The organism is Staphylococcus carnosus (assembly GCF_900458435.1).
Taxonomy (GTDB): Bacteria; Bacillota; Bacilli; order Staphylococcales; family Staphylococcaceae; genus Staphylococcus; species Staphylococcus carnosus.
This window is the reverse complement of the sequence record NZ_UHCT01000001.1, coordinates 1,188,959-1,207,750: the sequence shown is the minus strand read 5'-3', so window position 1 is coordinate 1,207,750 and position 18,792 is coordinate 1,188,959. Positions and strand designations below refer to the sequence as shown.

Here is an 18,792-nt window from a genome sequence, read left to right as displayed (position 1 = left end):
TATTAAATGTGTCGATTTCAAGTGCTTTAATATTTATATAAGCATTATCGCGTTGTACCACGATATTCTATTCTATAAGGTAAGATAACATTAGATTCCGTAATGTCTTCATTATTCATATACTTCGTTAATAAACGCATACCAACTGCTCCTATGTCGTATAATGGCTGGATAACACTTGATAATTGCGGACGAACCATTTCAACGAGTCGTGTATTATTAAAACTCACAACTTGCAGATTTTCTGGGATTTTTACATCAGCATCTAAAGCAGCGTGTACGATACCAATTGCTTGTTCATCACTAATAGAAAGAATAGCATCAGGTTTAAATTGTGAAATTGTCTCAAATGCATTCAATCCATCTTTGTATGTCTCTTTGCCAGTGAATTTCAAATTATCATCTAAAGATAATTGATGTTGTTGCAGAACTTCTTGTAATCCTTCTAAAACATCTGCCTCTGCTTTTTCAGAATTATTTCCACCTACAAATGCGAATTGTTTTGCACCTGTCTCAATTAAATGTTCAGTGACTTCTTTTGCTGCTTGTTTATAGTCAATATTAACTGAAGCAATACTATGATCATCATCGCTTGTACCTGATACTACAACAGGCACTGATGATGTTTCAATAAGTTTTTCTAATTCATCATCCAACGTACCACCTAAGAAGATGATACCATCTACTTGTTTACTAAGTAGATTATTAAATATCTCTTTTGCTTTTTCTGGATCATTATCAGAATTAGAAATGATTGAATGATATTTATACATTGTTGCAATATCTTCCAACCCACGTGCGAGCTGTGAATAATAGACATTTGAAATATCTGGTATAATTACCCCTACTGTTGTTGTTTTCTTGCTTGCTAAGCCTCTAGCGACCGCGTTGGGTCTGTAGTTTAACTTTTTAATGACTTCGTTAACTTTATCTCTCGTTTCAGGTTTTACATTTTGGTTGCCATTTACTACGCGAGAAACTGTTGCCATTGATACTCGGGCTTCTCTTGCAACATCGTATATCGTTACGGTCATGTTATCATCCTTTCTGTAAGCGGTTCAAATACTATTATAGTAAGTTTTTATAGCATTTTCAAAGTTTACCACAAATTCTTTCAGACTTAAATTAATATAATCTCTTTGTCACCTATTTGTCAAAAAAACGAAATTAATAAATGAATTCCAAATATATTTTTTCAATACTTTAATTTTGAAGTAAAAATTTACACAGAAATAAACCCCTCCCAAAATTCCTGCATATCAGCAATTATTTTTGGAAGGAGTTATATAATACAAATCAACTGATTTTAAAACAATTTTTAGCGTAATTGATTGTTATCATACATATCTGCTAATGGTTTCAACTCATTATAGAATTTATCAAACTGTTCTAAATCCATTTGTTGGCCGCTATCACTAAGCGCTACCGCTGGATCTGGATGCACTTCTGCCATTACACCATCTGCTCCAACAGCTAAAGCTGCTTTTGCAGTCGGTAACATTATGTCTTTTCTTCCAGTACTGTGTGTAACATCAACCATTACCGGTAAATGAGTACCTTGTTTTAAAATAGGTACTGCAGAAATATCTAGAGTATTTCTTGTTGCTTTTTCATATGTTCTGATACCGCGTTCACATAAGATGATATTGCTATTACCTTGAGAAGCAATGTATTCTGCAGCAAAGATAAATTCTTCAATAGTTGCTGACATCCCTCTTTTTAACAAAATAGGTTTATTTGTACGTCCTGCTTCTTTTAATAATTCAAAGTTTTGCATGTTACGCGCACCGATTTGGAATACATCTAAGTAATCATCTGCTAATTCTAAATCAGCAGGTGTTACAATTTCACTGACTACATTCAAACCGTATTTATCTTTCACATTTTTGAGGATTTTCAACCCTTCCAATCCTAATCCTTGGAAATCATATGGTGATGTACGTGGTTTGAAAGCACCGCCACGAATGAATTTCAAACCTTTATTTTGTAAATCAGCAGCAACTTTGTCTACTTGTTCTTGTGATTCTACTGAACAAGGACCGAAGATAAATGATTTATTACCATCTCCAATTACGCCGCCATTTTCAAATTTCACAATTGTATCTTCAGGTTTTAACTTTCTTGATACAATTAAGTGTTTTTCGTGATCTGCTTTTTGTAAATCTATGGATGCTTTAAAAATTTCTTTGAATAATTGTTTAATTACATTGTCATTAAATGGACCATTATTTTTCTCAATTAATGCATTTAACATTACTTTTTCACGTTCAGGATCATATACTTTAGTACCCTGCTTACGTTTTTCTTCTCCAATTTTTTGTGCAAGTTTTCCACGTTTTACAAGAAGATCTAAAATTTGCTCATTAATGTCTTCGATTTCATTTCTGTACTGTTCCAACTTATTCATTACCTGGTCACCTCTATGTAATTATTTTGCATCCAACTTATTACACTTTAAAGCGGTAAAAAATTGAATTTAACATGTATTGTAGCAGTAAGTTCATTAAATTTCAACCTTTACAGCCAAATAATCTCACATTTTAAACAATTTACAATTTTCACATAATTATAAAGTCATGATACTATGTTTTTCTCTTTATATCCACCTTAATATAATAAAAATAAATCAGCCTTGCCTTTGCAAGGCTGATTTATAATCATCGCTCTTAATCATTGAATGTTTTCTTTTCAATTTTTTTCTTAGTTGCTTCACCTTTAGGTTGATTTGTTGTTTGTTTAGTTGTTGATTGTGCTTTATTAGCTGATCCAGTAGTTTTGTTCTTAGCTGATGATTTTTGTGAATTATTTTGACCTTGTGATTTAGTTTTTGTTGTTGTTTTTTGTGTTGTTGTTTTACTTCCTTTAGCAGCAGGCTTTCTTGTAGTTTTAGTCGTTGTTTTTGTAGCATCTTTAGATGATGACGCTTTAGCTTGTTTAGTAGTTGTTGCTGCTGTCTTTTTAGGAGTGTCTGTTGTTTTACTAGTTTCTGTTTTAGTTGTAGTAGTATTATTCACTGTTTTTGATTCTACTTTTGCTGTAGGTTCTTCTTTCTTAGCTGTTGTTTCTTTTTGAGCAGCCGCTTTTTTGTTTGAACCGCTATCTACTTTAGTTGTATTAACTTTTTCTTCAGGTTGACCTTCTTCTTTGGCAGCTACTTTTACTGCTGAATCATCATCTTTTTTAGCAATTACTACTGTATGACCAGCGACATTTTTACCTTCAGTTGCATGATTTGCAGTTGCTTTATCATGTGTAATAACGCCCTTGTCCATTGATGCTTTTTCATGTGTTTGATTTGTACGTTTCTCTGCTGGTTTAGGTGCTGCTTTTGATGCTGATTTAGATTTTTCAGGTTTTGTTGTTTTAGTATCTGCTTTTTTATCTGATTCAGCTACTGCTTTTGTAACTGTTACAAGAACAGGAACCGTTGCAAAAGCACTTGATTTAACAGGCGCTTCTTTAAATAGTTCACTTACTTTTGCAGCTACAGTATTATCATTTTCAATCAATTTAGCTTTTTCTTTTGCTGCTTTTGCATTTCCTGAAGCTGTGAATTCAAGTGTTGCAGAAACATCATCTTTTGAATCAGTTGAAGCATTGCTATCACCAGAAACTTCCTCTTGCGCTTTCGGAGAAACATCTGCTAAGTCATGACTAGCAGCTTCATTTCTGATTGCTTGTTTTTCAGCTCGTAATGTTTCAACATCATATTCTTGTTCGTCATCTTTTAATTTTTGTGCAACTTCATTTCTAATTTGTTGCGCTACATCTTTCATACCTTGAAGTTGGTCTTGTGCGTTCGCTTTTAAAGCATCAGTTTGTGCACTTACTTTTTCTTTCATAGATGGTTTATCTTGTTCAAATTTTTCTTCAAATTGTTTTTCTTGTTGTTTACGTTTTTTAACTTGATTTAAAATGAACCCTACTGCTGATCCGATAAAAGCGCCTGCAATAAATCCAGATACGAAATCTTTGCGTACTGTGTCAGCCATGGCTTCAACTTCATAGATTTCTAATTTAGCTTCATCATTTTTCTTTCTCATGTTTTGCCTCCTATAAATAAAAGCACTTAAACAAAGTTGAATCAACCTCATTTAAGTGCAATTTGTAAGTACTATAATTGATTATGTTTGAGCCTACAGATGAGGTATACAGTTCAATCGAACTACATTATACCATTTAGCCTCTGTAGTTTGCACTTTCTCTTTGTTGCTTTCTATATTGCCATTTATCAGCAATTTCCATAGCAACATTAGACCATTGGATGACTTGTGAAATTTTGTCTTCATTTTGAGAAATATTATGTGCAATTGAGTTTGTTACTCGGTCCACTGATCCATCTAAATCTTGGATAGAATCACCGATTCCTTTTACTCCATCAACTACAGAATTTAAGCGGTCCACTTTATCTTGAATATCTTCAGTTAAGCGGTTAGCTTTGTGAAGTAAGTCTGTTGATTCACGAGTAATCCCTTGTACTTGTCCTTCAATTCCGTCAAGAGTTTTAGCAACATAGTCTAAATTCTTCTTAACAGATACTAAGACTAGCACAATTCCGATTACTAAAACTAAAAATGCTAGTGCTGCAATTAGACCTGCTACAGGTAAAATCCAGTCCATTAAAAACGCCTCCTAAATAGCTTATGTCTTATTTTTTTAAAATACCCAAAGCAAAAATAGTATAAACATATTAAAATTCATTTGTCACGCCATTATTTTCCATATAAGCGCGTTCGATTTTTTGAATGTCTCCTGCACCCATAAATAAAATAACCGCATTATCAAATTCATTTAATATATTTACATTGTTTTCACCGATTAGCTGAGCACCTGGAATACGATCAATTAAATCTTGAATAGTTAAACTACCATCGTGTTCTCTGATTGATCCAAAGATATCACACAAGAATACTCGATCTGCTTTGCTCAAGCTCTCAGCAAACTCTTCCAAGAATGCTTTCGTTCTTGAAAAAGTATGAGGTTGGAAAACAGCAATTACTTCTTTGTTCGGATATTTTTTCCTTGCTGTCTCAATTGTAGCATTAATTTCACGTGGATGGTGGGCATAATCATCAACTAATACTTGATTATGTAACTTTGTTTCATTGAAGCGTCTTTTTACCCCTCCAAATGTCTCTAATGCTTCTTTGATATTCTCAATATCAAGTCCTTCTAAGTGACAAACCATAATAACCGCTAACGTATTTAAAATATTATGGTCACCATATTGCGGAGATAAGAATTGATCAAAATATTTACCATCGATATAAACATCAAACTGTGTTCCATGCTCTGTAATTTGAATATTATCAGCATAAATATCTTCATTTTTTTCTAATCCATAATAATAAATTGGAACATCCGCTTTAATTTTACGTAAGTGTTCGTCTTTACCCCATGCAACAATTCCTTTTTTGACATTATATGCCATTTCTTGGAAGGCATTTGTAACATCATCCACATCTTTAAAATAATCAGGATGATCAAAATCAATGTTTGTCATTATTGCATAGTCAGGGTGATAACTTAAAAAGTGACGTCTATATTCACAAGCTTCAAATGCAAAAAATTCACTTTGTGGAATACCTAAGCCAGTACCATCACCAATTAAGAAAGAAGTTCTTTTATCTCCATTCATAACATGAGATAACAGACCAGTTGTAGATGTTTTACCATGAGCGCCAGTTACTGCAATTGAAATATATTGCTCAATTACATGCCCTAAAAATGTTGGGTAATCAATAACTTCCAAGTCTAACTCATGTGCACGTACAATTTCTTCATGTGTATCTGAAAAGGCATTCCCTTGAATAATTGTCATGCCCTTTTCAATATTATCAGGATTGAAAGGTAATATTTTAATTCCTTTATTTCTTAATGCTTTTTCTGTAAACACATATTGGTCTATGTCGGAACCTTGAACTTCATGACCCAAATCATGCATTATTTGAGCCAAAGAACTCATCCCAGAACCTTTAATTCCGACAAAATGATAGTGTGTCATATTAACACTCCTTCTTTCTTATTCCTCATTTATTTCAGCTGAAGTTAAATAAACTTCTCTTGGTTTTGAACCATTGGAGCCTGAAATATATCCCAATTCTTCTAATTGGTCAACAATTCTTGCTGCCCTGTTATATCCAATTTGGAAATGTCGTTGGATTAATGATGTAGATATATGGTCTTCTGCCACCATAAATCTGCATACTTCATCAAACAAATCATCTTTTGATTGGGCTTTCGTTTGTTTTAATAATTCTTTTTCTTCAAACAAGTACTCTGGTTGACGCTGTTCTTTGATAAAGTCAACAACAGCATCAATTTCATCGTCTGAAACAAAACTGCCTTGAACACGAATCGGTTTATTCATACCATTACCAAGATACAACATATCGCCATATCCTAATAACCGTTCAGCACCGCCACTATCAAGTATCGTTCTTGAATCCACACTAGATGATACCATAAATGCAATACGTGTTGGAATATTTGCTTTGATTAATCCAGTAATTACATTTACAGACGGTCTTTGTGTTGCAACAAGCATATGAATACCGCATGCACGTGCTTTTTGAGCAATTCTTGCAATAGATTGTTCAACTTCTTGAGGAGCCATCATCATTAAATCTGCTAATTCATCGATGACGATAACAATTTTCGGTAAGCGCTGCTCATACGATGCTTTTTTATTAAATGCTGTAATATTACGTACATGGTATTGTGCAAATAATTTATAACGCTTTTCCATCTCATCTACAGCCCATTTTAAACTTTGAGTAGCTGCTTTTACATCTGTAATAACTGGTGACACTAAATGAGGCAATCCATTATAAGGTGCCAATTCAACCATTTTAGGGTCTATTAGAAGCAACTTAAGTTCTTCAGGATGGTTTTTATAAAGTAAAGAAAGCAGCATACTGTTGATTGCAACGGACTTACCTGAACCCGTAGCACCCGCAATGAGCGCATGTGGTGTTTTAGCAATATCCATTAATAATGGTTCATTATTAATTCTATTACCCATAGCTACTGTTAATTTAGATTCAGCATTTTTAAATTTAGCGCTTTCTATAATGGATCGTAAATTAACTTTAGTAGGTGAAACATTTGGCACTTCTATACCTACTAAACTTGTACCAGGAATTGGAGCTTCAATTCTAATATCTTTAGCTGCTAATGCCATTTTTAAATCGTCTTGTAATGCAGTGATACGTGAGACTTTAACGCCCTTTTCTACTGATAGTTCAAAACGAGTGACACTTGGACCTTCTGTTACATTTTTAACTTCTGCTGGAACATTGAAGTAATAGAAAGCATCATTAAGTTCTTGTTTTTTCTCTTCAATCCATTCCTCATCTATCTCATGGATTTCTGGATCATCAAGCAACTCTACACTTGGCAGTTTTAAATTAGGTCCTTTTCGAATACCTTCATGTGCAACAGGTTTAGTTGATTTAATATTGTCTTCTGAACTCGTCTCTTGTTTTTGTTCTGTTAGTTCAGTCTGAGGCATCTCCGCTGCAGTGTTTTGTTCAGCACGCAATTGATTCATACTTTCTGTAATATGACCCGCTTCTTCCTGCTTCACATTATTTTCAGGAACATTATTTCGTTGCTCTCCTTGAAGTTTTTCAACATCTGCATCCTGAACCTGTTCTTGTTCTGGTTTATTTTCTCTTGTTGATTCTGATTCTTTTTTAATATCAGGTCTTAATGTGGATGCGTTGTTATTTTTGTTTGCTCTTTGCATTCTTCTTTTATCTGAAGGTGTCATCATTACATTAAATGGTTTAGCACCTTTACGTAGAGGTCGTTTAATTTCAGAATCAGCGCTCTGTTTACTTTTGTCTTCTACTTCATTTTCATTGTTTTCTTGCTTATCATGGGTATCAATTTCATTTTGCGTTTCTTCATCTTCAGAAATTGATTCTTCTAATGTTTCAGTATCTGAGATATCCTCTTGTTTTTCTTCTTCTTCTTTTTCCGCTTCATCTTTGTTGTTTGATGGCTGCTCAGGTGTAAGTCGCGGTTCTAATGATTCAGTTTCAGATTTTTGTTCATTTGGATGCGCTGTTTTATCGACTGGTGCTTCTTTTGTATAAGAAGGTTTCAATTCTGGTTCTAATGATTTAGAACCTTCCTGAGATTTAACACTTTTATCTTCTGTGTTTTGAAGACTAGACTGAGTTTTAACCTCTTCTTTCGATTGGTTGTCTGGTTTTAATGAAGGTTCATTTATTGAAGTAGGTTCTTGAACTTCTAGATGTTTATCATACTCTGATGTTGCTACAGGCACATCTTCAGTTAATTGAGAACTTGTTTCTGTTTTACTGTCAAGTTCTTCTGTTTTTTCAGCTGGAGCATCATCCATCTCGGTATATTGCGCTTCAGTAATTTCATGTTCCTCATTTTTTAATGGTTGTGCTGCTTCGGTTGATTTCGAAGATGCTTCTGAATCAATCTTATTTTCAAACTCATCAGATTTAATTTCGTTTTGAGCTTCGTTATCATCATTTATAATTTCTACATCCTTATCATCTATAGATTGAACCTGTTGAACGTCATCTAAATTGATTTCTTCATAGTCAAAATCTGAATTTAAATCATGTTCCTCTTCGGAAACAATTGTTTTTGCTTCATCACCTATAGATGTCTCTGAAGGATCCTTGAAATCTTCTTGGTCTTGCTTGGTATTTTCAGCAGCAGAATCATTTTCATGGAACACTGAATCTTCTACATATTGTTTGGCTTGTTTAGCATACATATCATCAATTGCTTTTTGAATTGAATCAGTATCTTCTTGTTCACGCTTTTGCTGTAAAGCTTCTTTGAACTTTTTACGTTTTAAGAATTTGCGTTCCCTTTCACGTCTGATTTCCTCGACAATTTGAGAAGCATAAATATTATTAATGTTAATTGTATTATCTGCTTTAGAATAATTCGGTGTTTCTTTCATTGTATGCTGAAGTTCTTCTTTTGATTTTGAAGATGTTGCAGCTGTCTCATCATTTTGATGGTCAGATGATTTTTTGTCTTCTGTTTTTTCATAACTTCTTGCACCATTTAAAGGATCTGTCGGAATACGCTCATGTTTTTGGGTTTCTTCTTCTTTTTTAAATGTGCCGTCACTTTTGATTACATCATTTTCCAAAGGATGGCGTTTTTTAGTACCGAATATTGCAGAAGGTACTTCTTCAGCTCTGAATTCACCACTTCTGTAATACACATCTTTTGTGTCATACGTGGAAGTATAATTTTGAACGCGTCTTTTATTTGATGTGTGTGATGGTTCATTTGCATTATTATGTTGTTTCTGGCTATAACGTGAGCGTGAACTTCTAGACGATCTGAAATCACTTTGTTCTGAATTGCTGTTTTCTTCAAAATTCCGGCGTCTTCTATGACGTCGATTATCCTGTTGAAAATTTGCTTCTTGGGATCTTTCCTCAGCATGTGAAGCTTGTGTATCCGTATAAGATGCATATGCTTCATCTTCGCTATTTTCAGGATTATCAACATGCAGAGGAAAACGAAAGTTGCCTTTCGGACGATTATAAATATCATTATTTTCAGGAAGCAATGATTGACGATGACGTTCTTTTTCTTCTAATTTTTGTCGACGTTGACTATATTTTCGTTGGTATACTTCTTCGTCATCTTCATCACTAAATAGTTTATCGAACCAGCTCATAAATTCACTTCCTTCCAAAATTTAATTATTCTTCAAAAAATGGTTGTCCAACTTGATACTCGTCAGATAAGACCATAATCCCTTTTTCTTTTGGAGCATTTGGTAAATCTAACTCTTTCATTGAGCATACCATGCCGCTTGATGCTATGCCTCTTAACTCTGCATCTTTGATAACCATGCCACTAGGCATAACAGCACCTACTTTAGCTACAACAACCTTTTGTCCTGCTTCAACATTAGGTGCGCCGCAAACAATTTGTAATTCCTCATTGCCTACATTTACTTTTAAAATGCTTAATTTATCTGCATTTGGATGTTTTTCTTTTGTTTCAACATATCCTACTACAAATTTAGGTGATAAATCTGAATCTAATTTATCTTCAATACCAGCATCTTTGAGTGTTTGTTGTAATTGATCAACCAGTTCAGGTGTTAATTTAATATGCCCATTACCATCTAAAGATAAATGATTTGAGGCGTTAAAAATATTGTAGCCAACTACATCGTTTTCTTGTGTAATACGAACTACATCGCCGTATTGTTTGTATTCAAACTCTCCTTGAGCAGGATCTAATTGTAAAAATGCGACGTCTCCGACACCATTTTTATTATAAAATAAATTCATTGTTATATCTCCTTACTATTTGTTGTTTTTATTATTTTTGTTGTTTTTATTGTCTTTAACAGCACTTAATTCTTGCACTACATTAGGACTGCTGTCTTTTTTAGCTTTATTATTTTTAGCTAAGATAAAGATAGGTTCAAAATGACCTTTATCATATGCAAATGACAAGGAAGTGATTGGAACTAGTCCATTAGTGAAGAATTCCATCGTAAGATGTGCCATCACATCATAACCTGTTTTATTACGAATATCTGCAATAATCAATACATCTTGATGAGGTATTGCAACAAGCATCTCACCTTCAGCTTTTTCTTCAAATTGGTTAAGCAACGGTGTATTTAATATTCTGCTCGCATCGTAACCATCATTTGTATTGATAAAGTAAAAGATATTACCTTTAACTTCATCTGTTTTATATGAGGTATCAAGCTTACGAACATTAAATAATGCCATTTCTTTCACTTGTTGTGCAGTAGCATTCAATTGTTTCAACATACTTTCATCGATTAGACGATATGATTTTCCTAAATCTAAAGCGTAATAGATATTAGTTTCAGCTGTATGTTCATCTATAACAAATTTATGCCCTTCTTTTGTTTCTTTTTCAAAACTTGCTGCACGCATAACAGGCATAATTTTCAAATTTTGAATTTCATTTTGAGCTTGCTCGCTCATTTGTTCAATCGTTTCTGTAACATAATAAACGATTTCATCAACAATTGTTTCTTTTTTATCATTATATTTGGCAACAATCGGTGTTAATCTAATTGTTACGCCTTTACCGTTATCTTTCCTTGCAATGCGCAACGTATCTTCATCACGATTAAATGAAAAATTCACATTTAAATGTTTTAAACGTTCTTTTAATTTATCTCTCATTTGAAAGACATTCATATTTTAACACTCCTAATTACATACCTTTATATAGTTTACCGTAAAAATACCCTTAGGAACAGAAAAAATGCGTAATTTCCTAAGGGTATTTTGATTTAAATATTATTTATAAATTCATCGATTTGTTCAATTGTTTTGCGATCTTTACTTACATAACTACCTACTTGTTCGCCATTTTCATATACTAGAAAACTTGGGATTCCCATAATTCCAAGGTCGACACATAAATCGATGAATTTATCTCTATCGACTGATACAAATGTAAAATCTTTATGATTTTCTTCTAATTCAGGTAGTCTTGGTTTAATAAATCGACAATCTACACACCAATCAGCCGTAAACATAAATACAGTTTTACCTTGTTTTAATTCTTCAAATTGTTCAACAGATTCTAATGTTTTCATTTTTTTCTCTTCTTTCTTGGTTTAAGAATATTGTAATCGTTCAATTTGTTGATTATCTAGTGATTTGACTGATTCAAATAATAATTGTCGTGCTGCATAGTAGTCACGAATATCAAACACTGAATCAGAACTATGAATATATCTCGCACATACCCCAATTACAGCTGTAGGTATACCACTATTAGCTTTATGAATTTCACCGCCATCAGTGCCGCCTGGTGAAATATAATATTGGTGATTAATATTTTGTTTATCACATAATTGAAGCAGATAATCTCTAAATGATGGTTTCAAAATCATTGTGCCATCTTTGATACGAATTAGTGTGCCTCCGCCTAATTGACCTGACAATTGCTGTGCACCTTTCATATCATTTGCTGGTGAACAATCCACAACAAAAGCAATATCAGGGTCAATTTGTTCTGCAGCTGCACGTGCGCCGCGCAATCCTACTTCTTCTTGTACATTAGCACCGACATATAAATCAACGTCTAATTGTATATCTTTAAATAATTTTAAAATTTCTATTGCCAATAAACAACCATAACGATTATCCCACGCTTTTCCTGCATAGCGATTTTCAGATAGTTGAATAAATTCGGTATCAGGGACAATTGAATCACCTATTTCAATACCGCGTTCTCTAACCTCATTTGCTGATTCACTACCGATATCTAACATTAAATCTTTGATTTCAGGCAAGCCTTCATTACCAGATCTGAAATGTTTTGGGATACTTGCAACGACACCAGTTATGATTTCATTATTACGATTCTTAACTTTTAATCTTTGACCTTGCCAAATATCAGCTGCAACACCACCTAAATTGGTGAATTGAATCATTCCATTATCTGTTATATGCGTAATCATAAAGCCGACCTCGTCCATATGTGCAGCTATCATCACTTTTTTAGCATTCGGATTTTCTGATCGTTTAACTGCGTAAAACCCGCCCATTTTGTTATAAACGAAATCGTCAGCGTAAGGCTCCATCTCACTTTTTATGTAGTCTTTCAAATCATTTTCGAATCCAGGTGCACTGTGGAATTCAGTTAATATTTTCATTTGTTTTAATGTTTCTTTTTTTGTTAAGTCCATATTAAGGACCCTCCTTATTTATTCATTAATGCCCTTCACTTATGATAGAATATTAATATAACGTAAGTGGAGGTATAAATTGAGATGTCTCGAAAAAAAATTTGGTTATTGTTAGTTTTACCAATCACAGTTTTAGTGAGCGGTGTATTTGTTTACCTCACTATCCTTGGCACTAAAAAGTATAACCCATTCAAACTCATTGAAGAGGTTAAAAGTTACTTTATGAATGTAACTGGGTCATACATCGTCTCAGAACCTCAGCCTTTTGAACAAGACGGTATCGAATATGAAGTATATCGTGGCGGAGTGACTACTGAAAACCATGGTAAAGTCAGCAATTATGAATTTGTTGCAGATGCCACAAATGGTAAGATTATTAACATAAAAGAAGTATAATTCATTAGTGCTTAATTACTTAATAATCAACGATGCTTTCTAAAAAAGAAAGCATCGTTTTTTATTTTCTCTTGATTGTTTCCTTTATTGTTTTATCCTTTTTATCAAATTTAACTGCAAAATAATCTGCATCATGATAAAACAAGAACCAATAATCATTTAGGATAAAGTAAGGTATTAAACGTTCTTTTTCTCGTATACTTTGCATTGGATAATCATCATATGAAGTTAACCATAATGGGTTTGAATGTGCATGTGATGGTAAGATATCTGCCATATGCACAGCATGTTCACCCTTGCTTTCAAACGTTATAATGCTATGGCCAAAACTATGACCGCCTGTATGCTGCATTTTAATACCAGGATAAGGTTCTATGTCATTTTCAAATAATATGATATTCTCTTTATAATCTCCTTGGTTCTGCGGCCAATATGTAGCTTTACTTCTAATATTAGGTGCATTGAACTCATGCCACTCATCTTGCTGGATATAGTGAATTGCATTTGGAAATTGAGCATGACCTTCATTGTCTGTTAATCCTGCTGCATGATCATAATGCATGTGGGTCATCAATACAATATCTATATCTTCAGGTGAAAGATTATAATCCGCTAATTCTTCTTTAACAAAGCTTTCATTCTCAACGCCAGAATTGCGCTTTTGTTTATCAGTCAATTTACCATTACCTAAACCCGTATCAATTAAAATGTTTTTGTCTTCCGTCAAAACAAGGATAGGATGTGTAGACATTCTGACCTGATTTTTATCATTAGGCTCTAGTTTGCGTGACCATAATGGTTTAGGAACAGCGCCAAACATTGTTCCGCCATCCATATTTGTCATACCACCATTCAAATAATGGATTTTAAAATCCCCTAATTCCATAATACCCCTCCATTTGAAACTATTTAACTTAAGTATATGGCTTGTATTATTGAATTTCAAATGCATCAAACCAAAAAAACCGCATTCAATCGAATGCAGTTCATTGTTTAATGGAACTTTGCTTCCATACGATAAATACGTGATCCTTTATCAGCAAATTTCAGTTCATATTCAGTTTCAATATTATCTTCATCATCTTCATCGTGAAGATTTAAATTAATCTTAGTAAAATACATTCCAAACTGAGACATACTTTCTAAACTATAAGCAAAAAGTCCGCGATTATCTGTTTTAAAATGTATCTCACCTTCATCTTTTAAAATTGCTTTATATAAAGCTAAAAATGAGTGATAAGTGAGACGACGTTTCGCATGTCGTTTTTTAGGCCATGGATCTGAAAAGTTCAAATATACGCGGTCTACTTCGCCATCTTTGAAATAATCCGTTAATTCCATAGCATCATTACAAATTAATTTAATGTTTTGTAAATCTTTTTCCAAAACTTTGTCTAACACACGAATCATAACATTTTTGTCTCGTTCTAATGATACAAAGTTAACTTCTGGATGTTGAGCAGCAAGTTCCGTAATGAACTGTCCCATGCCAGAACCAACTTCTATATATATAGGTTGGTCTTTTTCAAACCACTCAGACATCTTTCCAGCATGAGTACCATCAAGATCCACAACTGTATTATGTTTACGTAAATAATCCTCGGCCCAAGGTTTATTTCTTAATCTCATTTGATAATTCTCCTCAAATAAATACGTTGCTGTTCATTACTTCATTTAAGAATTTCAGCCAAATATTCATATCTTTATAACGTTTTTGTTCTTCATTCCATTCCACTAATCCAATAGCTTGAATAACTGTATACCATTTCATACGTTTGCTTAAATCTAATGATTCTTTTGCACCGTATTTTTCAAGCCATTCAGACCATTCACTTTGAGGAACGTAATTGTAAAGCAGCATACCGATATCAATCGCTGGATCTGCTAACATCGCACCTTCCCAATCAACAAGATATAATTCATCATGATCTGACAATAACCAATTATTATGGTTAACATCACCGTGAACTACAGTATAAAAACGAGGATCTAAATTAGGTTTATGTTCTTCAAGATAAGTTAACGCTTTTCTAATAACATGATGAGAAAGCACTTGTCTTGAAAGCGAAGTGTTGATTTTTTGATATAAAATATCTGGAGTTATAGGTTCCATTTCCATGCGCTTCAACATTGTCAAAAGCGTTTTAGAGCTATGAATCTTTTTTAGCAACTTGGCTACTCTTGTTTGATTCATCTCTTCAAAAGTAAGTTCTCGCCCATTTTTCCAATGTTGTGCGGTTACAACTTCCCCAGTTTCTATCCGCTTAGTCCAAACTAGTTTAGGTACAATACCTTCTGCAGATAAAGCTGCGATAAAAGGATTTGAGTTTCTTTTTAAAAATAATTTTTGACCATCTTGTTCTGCCATATAGGCTTCACCAGATGCACCGCCAGCAGAATCCAATGTCCACCCTAACTGATAAAACTGCTCCAACACGTTCACCTCGCTTTCAATAGAAAATGGCTCAAGAATAGTATTTCAAGAGCCATATTTTACATTTTAAAAATACATTTTAATCCGTTCAATCCTTTAGCACTCATTGTTAATTTTATAGTTTTTAACCTATCATTTCAACCAAAAATGAGAAACTAAAAGACACATTTTACCTTCTATGAAACATTCATATTAAGTACATTTTTAATTAATTTGTATTCTTTATTTACTCGAATTGCTGCTACAGATATTCATTCTTTACAATGCAGCGACAATTAAAAATTATAACACAAATCAGTGTTAAACGTTGGATTTTATGTTCATATATTTAAAATTTATTTATTGTGACTTTCTTCAATTTTCTGATTAAAGCCTTCTTGAAGCTTACGTGTTATCGGACCGACTTTACCTTCGCCTACTGCTTCACCATCTAACTTAATAACTGGCATTACTTCAACAGAAGTACTTGAAACGATAATTTCATCTGCATTTTTCAAGAAATCAACAGTAAATGTTTCTTCTTTAAATGGTATATCTGCTTCTTCTGCCACATTTTTAATTACCTGACGTGTAATACCGTTAAGAATATAATTATTAATTGGATGTGTATAAATCACACCATCTTTAATCGCATAGACATTACTTGAAGCACCTTCAGTTACTGTATCTCCACGATGTTGAATAGCTTCTGCTGCATTATATTTCACTGCGTATTCTTTCGCTAATACATTGCCCAGTAAATTCAAGCTTTTAATATCGCAACGCAACCAACGAATATCTTCAACTGTTACTGCAAAGATACCATTTTCAAGTTCTTCAAATGGTCTGCCATAACTCTTTGTAAATGCCATTATTTGCGGTTTTACATCTGGTCCAGGGAAAGCATGATCTCTAGGTGATGCGCCTCTAGTTGCTTGGATATATATTCCGCCATTTTGAACATTATTTTCGTCAATTAATGATTGAACTGTTTGAGTTAAAGATTCAACAGTTTCTTCTAAATCGATATCGATTTCTGCAGCACTGCGTAAAAATCTTTCAAAGTGTTCTTTAACAGTAAACAACGTTCCGTCATAAACACGAATGTATTCATAAATACCATCGCCAAAATTATATCCTCTATCGTTATACGGGATGTTTGCGTCCTTCTCATCTACAAATCGGCCATTCAATAACACTTTATTAGTCATATAGTCATTCCTCCACACATAATGCATATAGCGCTTCTAAATAAATGCTAGTTGCATTAAATAATTGTTTTTTAGTGATGTATTCATTTCTTTGATGCATTAAGTCCTCTGAGTCGCTGAACATCGCTCCGAATGCTACGCCTTTATCTAGGTTACGTGCATATGTGCCGCCGCCAATTGTATACGGTTCTGTCATATCCCCTGTTTGGTTACGATATGCTTGTACAAGTGTTTGTACAAACGGATCGTTTTTATCAACATAATGAGGGCGTTGTACCTTACCTAAATCTAATTCAAATCCCAATTCATTTACTTCATTTGCAAAACGTTTAATTGCGTCATCAAATTCAAATCCTTCCGGATAACGTAAATTAATGCCGTATTCTCCGCCTTTATCTTTTGAATATGAAATAATACCGATATTTGTTGTTAAATCTCCCATTTTATCAGTATGGAATTTCATACCCATTTTTTCTCCAAAGTGTGATTCAAATAAATATCTTTCACTTAAGTCCGTAAATTTTGCTGCTTGACTATCTAGATTCAATTCATTTAAGAAATGAATCAAGAATAAACCAGCATTTAATCCTATTGAAGGATCCATACCATGAACTGCTTTACCTTTTAAGCGTAAAACTAAAGTATCTCCATCTAACTCACTTGTACCATTTAAGTCATGCGCATCTAAATAATTTTGGTACAGTTCTGTAATATCAAGATCATCTGCTTTCACAGTCAGACGTGCAACCGCTTCATCAGGTACCATATTATAACGTTGTCCTGATTCAAATGATTCCAATACGACATCTGCACCTTGTTCATCAGCTGTTTTATTTTCTTGTTTAATATCAAATGTAGTGATACCTTTTTCACCATGAATTGCAGGGAATTCAGCATCAGGCGCAAAACCTAAAGCAGGCATTTCTTCAGATTCAAAATAACGGTTTACGCCAATCCAATCTGACTCTTCATCTGTACCTACAATAATGTGTACACGTTTTTTCCAATCAACATTCATATCATTCAAAATTTTAACTGCATAATATGCTGCGATTGTAGGTCCTTTATCATCTAAAGTGCCTCTAGCGATAATCGCGTCATCTGTAACTGTAGGTTCAAAAGGTGGTGTATCCCATCCTTCTCCAGCAGGGACAACATCGACGTGACAAAGAATGCCGAATAAATCTTCACCTTTACCGACTTCGATTCTTCCTGCCACATGATCTACATCATGTGTAGCAAATCCATCACGTTCTGCGAGTTGATACATATAATCAAGCGCAGCTTTTGGTCCTGGTCCGAGCGGTGCATCAGATGTTGCTTTACTATCATCTCTAACACTTTCTATAGATAGTAATCCGGATAAATCAGCTATAATTTGATCTTCATATTCTTGCACTTTTTCTTTCCACATTCGTGATCAACTTCCTTCTCAATTTTTAGTTCACTCTCTATTTTACCCTAACTAATTCTCAAACAACAGTAGTAACTCAATAAATTTTCTGTCAATTTTATCCAAGCCTGATTTGAAAGGATTTATAAGATTAAATTTTAAATTTCGAGTTTTAAGTATAAAAAAAGTGCCTTAGCTATTAAAACTAAGGCGCTGTGATATCATATTATTTTGTGTCATTATCAGAAGATTTATTTTCATTATTCTTTAAATCTTCATCAGTTACAATTCTGATATTATGTCTTGGTTCATCAGATTGCTTTGCATCATCTAAAGTAGGTGCTGAAGCATCTTGATTTCCATTACTGAAACGTTCTTTTTGTTCTTTTACAAATCCTTTAGGATCTTGTTTTACTTTTTCTGCATATTCTTTAGGATTTTCTTTAACTTCATTAAAAGTTTCCGATGCATTTGATGCGATTTGAGAAGCTAAATCTTTTGCGTTTTGTTTATAAGATTCAGGGTTCTCTTTATATTTATCATATTCATTTTTTAATTTTTCTCTGCTGTCTTTTCTTGTTAATAAAACTGCTGCAGCTGCTGCACCAATACCTACAACTGCTTTTAAAAAATTACTTCCTTTTGCCATAACTATCACCTTCACTTT

The 18,792-nt window shown here is 33.5% G+C and carries 17 protein-coding genes; 1 reads left to right on the top strand and 16 read right to left on the bottom strand.

The window, feature by feature from the left end:
• Positions 1-44: 44 nt before the first annotated feature.
• The 10 genes from ccpA to DYE31_RS05780 all read right to left on the bottom strand — a co-directional run bounded on the left by ccpA (position 45) and on the right by DYE31_RS05780 (position 12,712).
• Positions 45-1,034, bottom strand: coding sequence for a catabolite control protein A (gene ccpA / locus DYE31_RS05825; RefSeq protein WP_015900586.1), 990 nt, complete (start codon positions 1,032-1,034; stop codon positions 45-47).
• A 284-nt stretch (positions 1,035-1,318) separates the two neighbouring features.
• Complete coding sequence (locus DYE31_RS05820) at positions 1,319-2,407, bottom strand: bifunctional 3-deoxy-7-phosphoheptulonate synthase/chorismate mutase (protein ID WP_015900588.1); 1,089 nt, start codon at positions 2,405-2,407, stop codon at positions 1,319-1,321.
• A 259-nt stretch (positions 2,408-2,666) separates the two neighbouring features.
• Entirely contained in the window at positions 2,667-4,043 is a 1,377-nt protein-coding gene (locus tag DYE31_RS05815) for a hypothetical protein (protein ID WP_015900589.1), read from the bottom strand.
• 136 nt (positions 4,044-4,179) lie between these two features.
• Complete coding sequence (locus DYE31_RS05810) at positions 4,180-4,620, bottom strand: DUF948 domain-containing protein (RefSeq protein WP_015900590.1); 441 nt, start codon at positions 4,618-4,620, stop codon at positions 4,180-4,182.
• A gap of 70 nt (positions 4,621-4,690) precedes the next feature.
• A complete protein-coding gene (murC, locus tag DYE31_RS05805) occupies positions 4,691-6,004 on the bottom strand; it encodes a UDP-N-acetylmuramate--L-alanine ligase (protein WP_015900591.1) in 1,314 nt (437 codons plus the stop codon).
• 18 nt (positions 6,005-6,022) lie between these two features.
• Positions 6,023-9,691: a DNA translocase FtsK gene (locus DYE31_RS05800; protein ID WP_015900592.1), complete on the bottom strand. Its 3,669-nt coding sequence runs from the start codon at positions 9,689-9,691 to the stop codon at positions 6,023-6,025.
• A gap of 25 nt (positions 9,692-9,716) precedes the next feature.
• The gene (ytpR, locus tag DYE31_RS05795; RefSeq protein WP_015900593.1) at positions 9,717-10,316 is read right to left on the bottom strand and encodes a YtpR family tRNA-binding protein; all 600 of its coding nucleotides are present in this window, start codon (positions 10,314-10,316) and stop codon (positions 9,717-9,719) included.
• Positions 10,317-10,331: 15 nt separating this feature from the next.
• The gene (locus tag DYE31_RS05790) at positions 10,332-11,210 is read right to left on the bottom strand and encodes a DUF1444 domain-containing protein (RefSeq protein WP_015900594.1); all 879 of its coding nucleotides are present in this window, start codon (positions 11,208-11,210) and stop codon (positions 10,332-10,334) included.
• Between the two features lie 95 nt (positions 11,211-11,305).
• Positions 11,306-11,614 (bottom strand): thioredoxin family protein, encoded by a 309-nt coding sequence (locus tag DYE31_RS05785; RefSeq protein ID WP_015900595.1) that lies wholly within the window; start codon positions 11,612-11,614, stop codon positions 11,306-11,308.
• A gap of 21 nt (positions 11,615-11,635) precedes the next feature.
• A complete protein-coding gene (locus tag DYE31_RS05780) occupies positions 11,636-12,712 on the bottom strand; it encodes a M42 family metallopeptidase (protein WP_015900596.1) in 1,077 nt (358 codons plus the stop codon).
• A gap of 84 nt (positions 12,713-12,796) precedes the next feature.
• On the opposite strand from DYE31_RS05780, the gene DYE31_RS05775 reads away from it, so the two are divergent.
• Positions 12,797-13,108 carry a hypothetical protein gene (locus DYE31_RS05775; RefSeq protein ID WP_015900597.1) on the top strand — a complete coding sequence of 104 codons (312 nt, stop codon included), beginning with the start codon at positions 12,797-12,799 and terminating at the stop codon, positions 13,106-13,108.
• Positions 13,109-13,169: 61 nt separating this feature from the next.
• Here DYE31_RS05775 and DYE31_RS05770 read toward each other — a convergent pair whose 3' ends face one another.
• The 6 genes from DYE31_RS05770 to DYE31_RS05745 form a co-directional block, all read right to left on the bottom strand.
• Entirely contained in the window at positions 13,170-13,994 is an 825-nt protein-coding gene (locus DYE31_RS05770; protein ID WP_015900598.1) for a YtnP family quorum-quenching lactonase, read from the bottom strand.
• Between the two features lie 107 nt (positions 13,995-14,101).
• A complete protein-coding gene (gene trmB / locus DYE31_RS05765) occupies positions 14,102-14,737 on the bottom strand; it encodes a tRNA (guanosine(46)-N7)-methyltransferase TrmB (protein ID WP_015900599.1) in 636 nt (211 codons plus the stop codon).
• 13 nt (positions 14,738-14,750) lie between these two features.
• Positions 14,751-15,542: a phosphotransferase family protein gene (locus DYE31_RS05760; protein ID WP_046099168.1), complete on the bottom strand. Its 792-nt coding sequence runs from the start codon at positions 15,540-15,542 to the stop codon at positions 14,751-14,753.
• Positions 15,543-15,877: 335 nt separating this feature from the next.
• Positions 15,878-16,732, bottom strand: a complete 855-nt coding sequence (gene dat / locus DYE31_RS05755; RefSeq protein ID WP_015900601.1) for a D-amino-acid transaminase — start codon at positions 16,730-16,732, stop codon at positions 15,878-15,880.
• 4 nt (positions 16,733-16,736) lie between these two features.
• Positions 16,737-18,146, bottom strand: coding sequence for a dipeptidase PepV (pepV, locus tag DYE31_RS05750; protein WP_015900602.1), 1,410 nt, complete (start codon positions 18,144-18,146; stop codon positions 16,737-16,739).
• Positions 18,147-18,351: 205 nt separating this feature from the next.
• A complete protein-coding gene (locus tag DYE31_RS05745; RefSeq protein WP_015900603.1) occupies positions 18,352-18,774 on the bottom strand; it encodes a YtxH domain-containing protein in 423 nt (140 codons plus the stop codon).
• Positions 18,775-18,792: the final 18 nt, after the last annotated feature.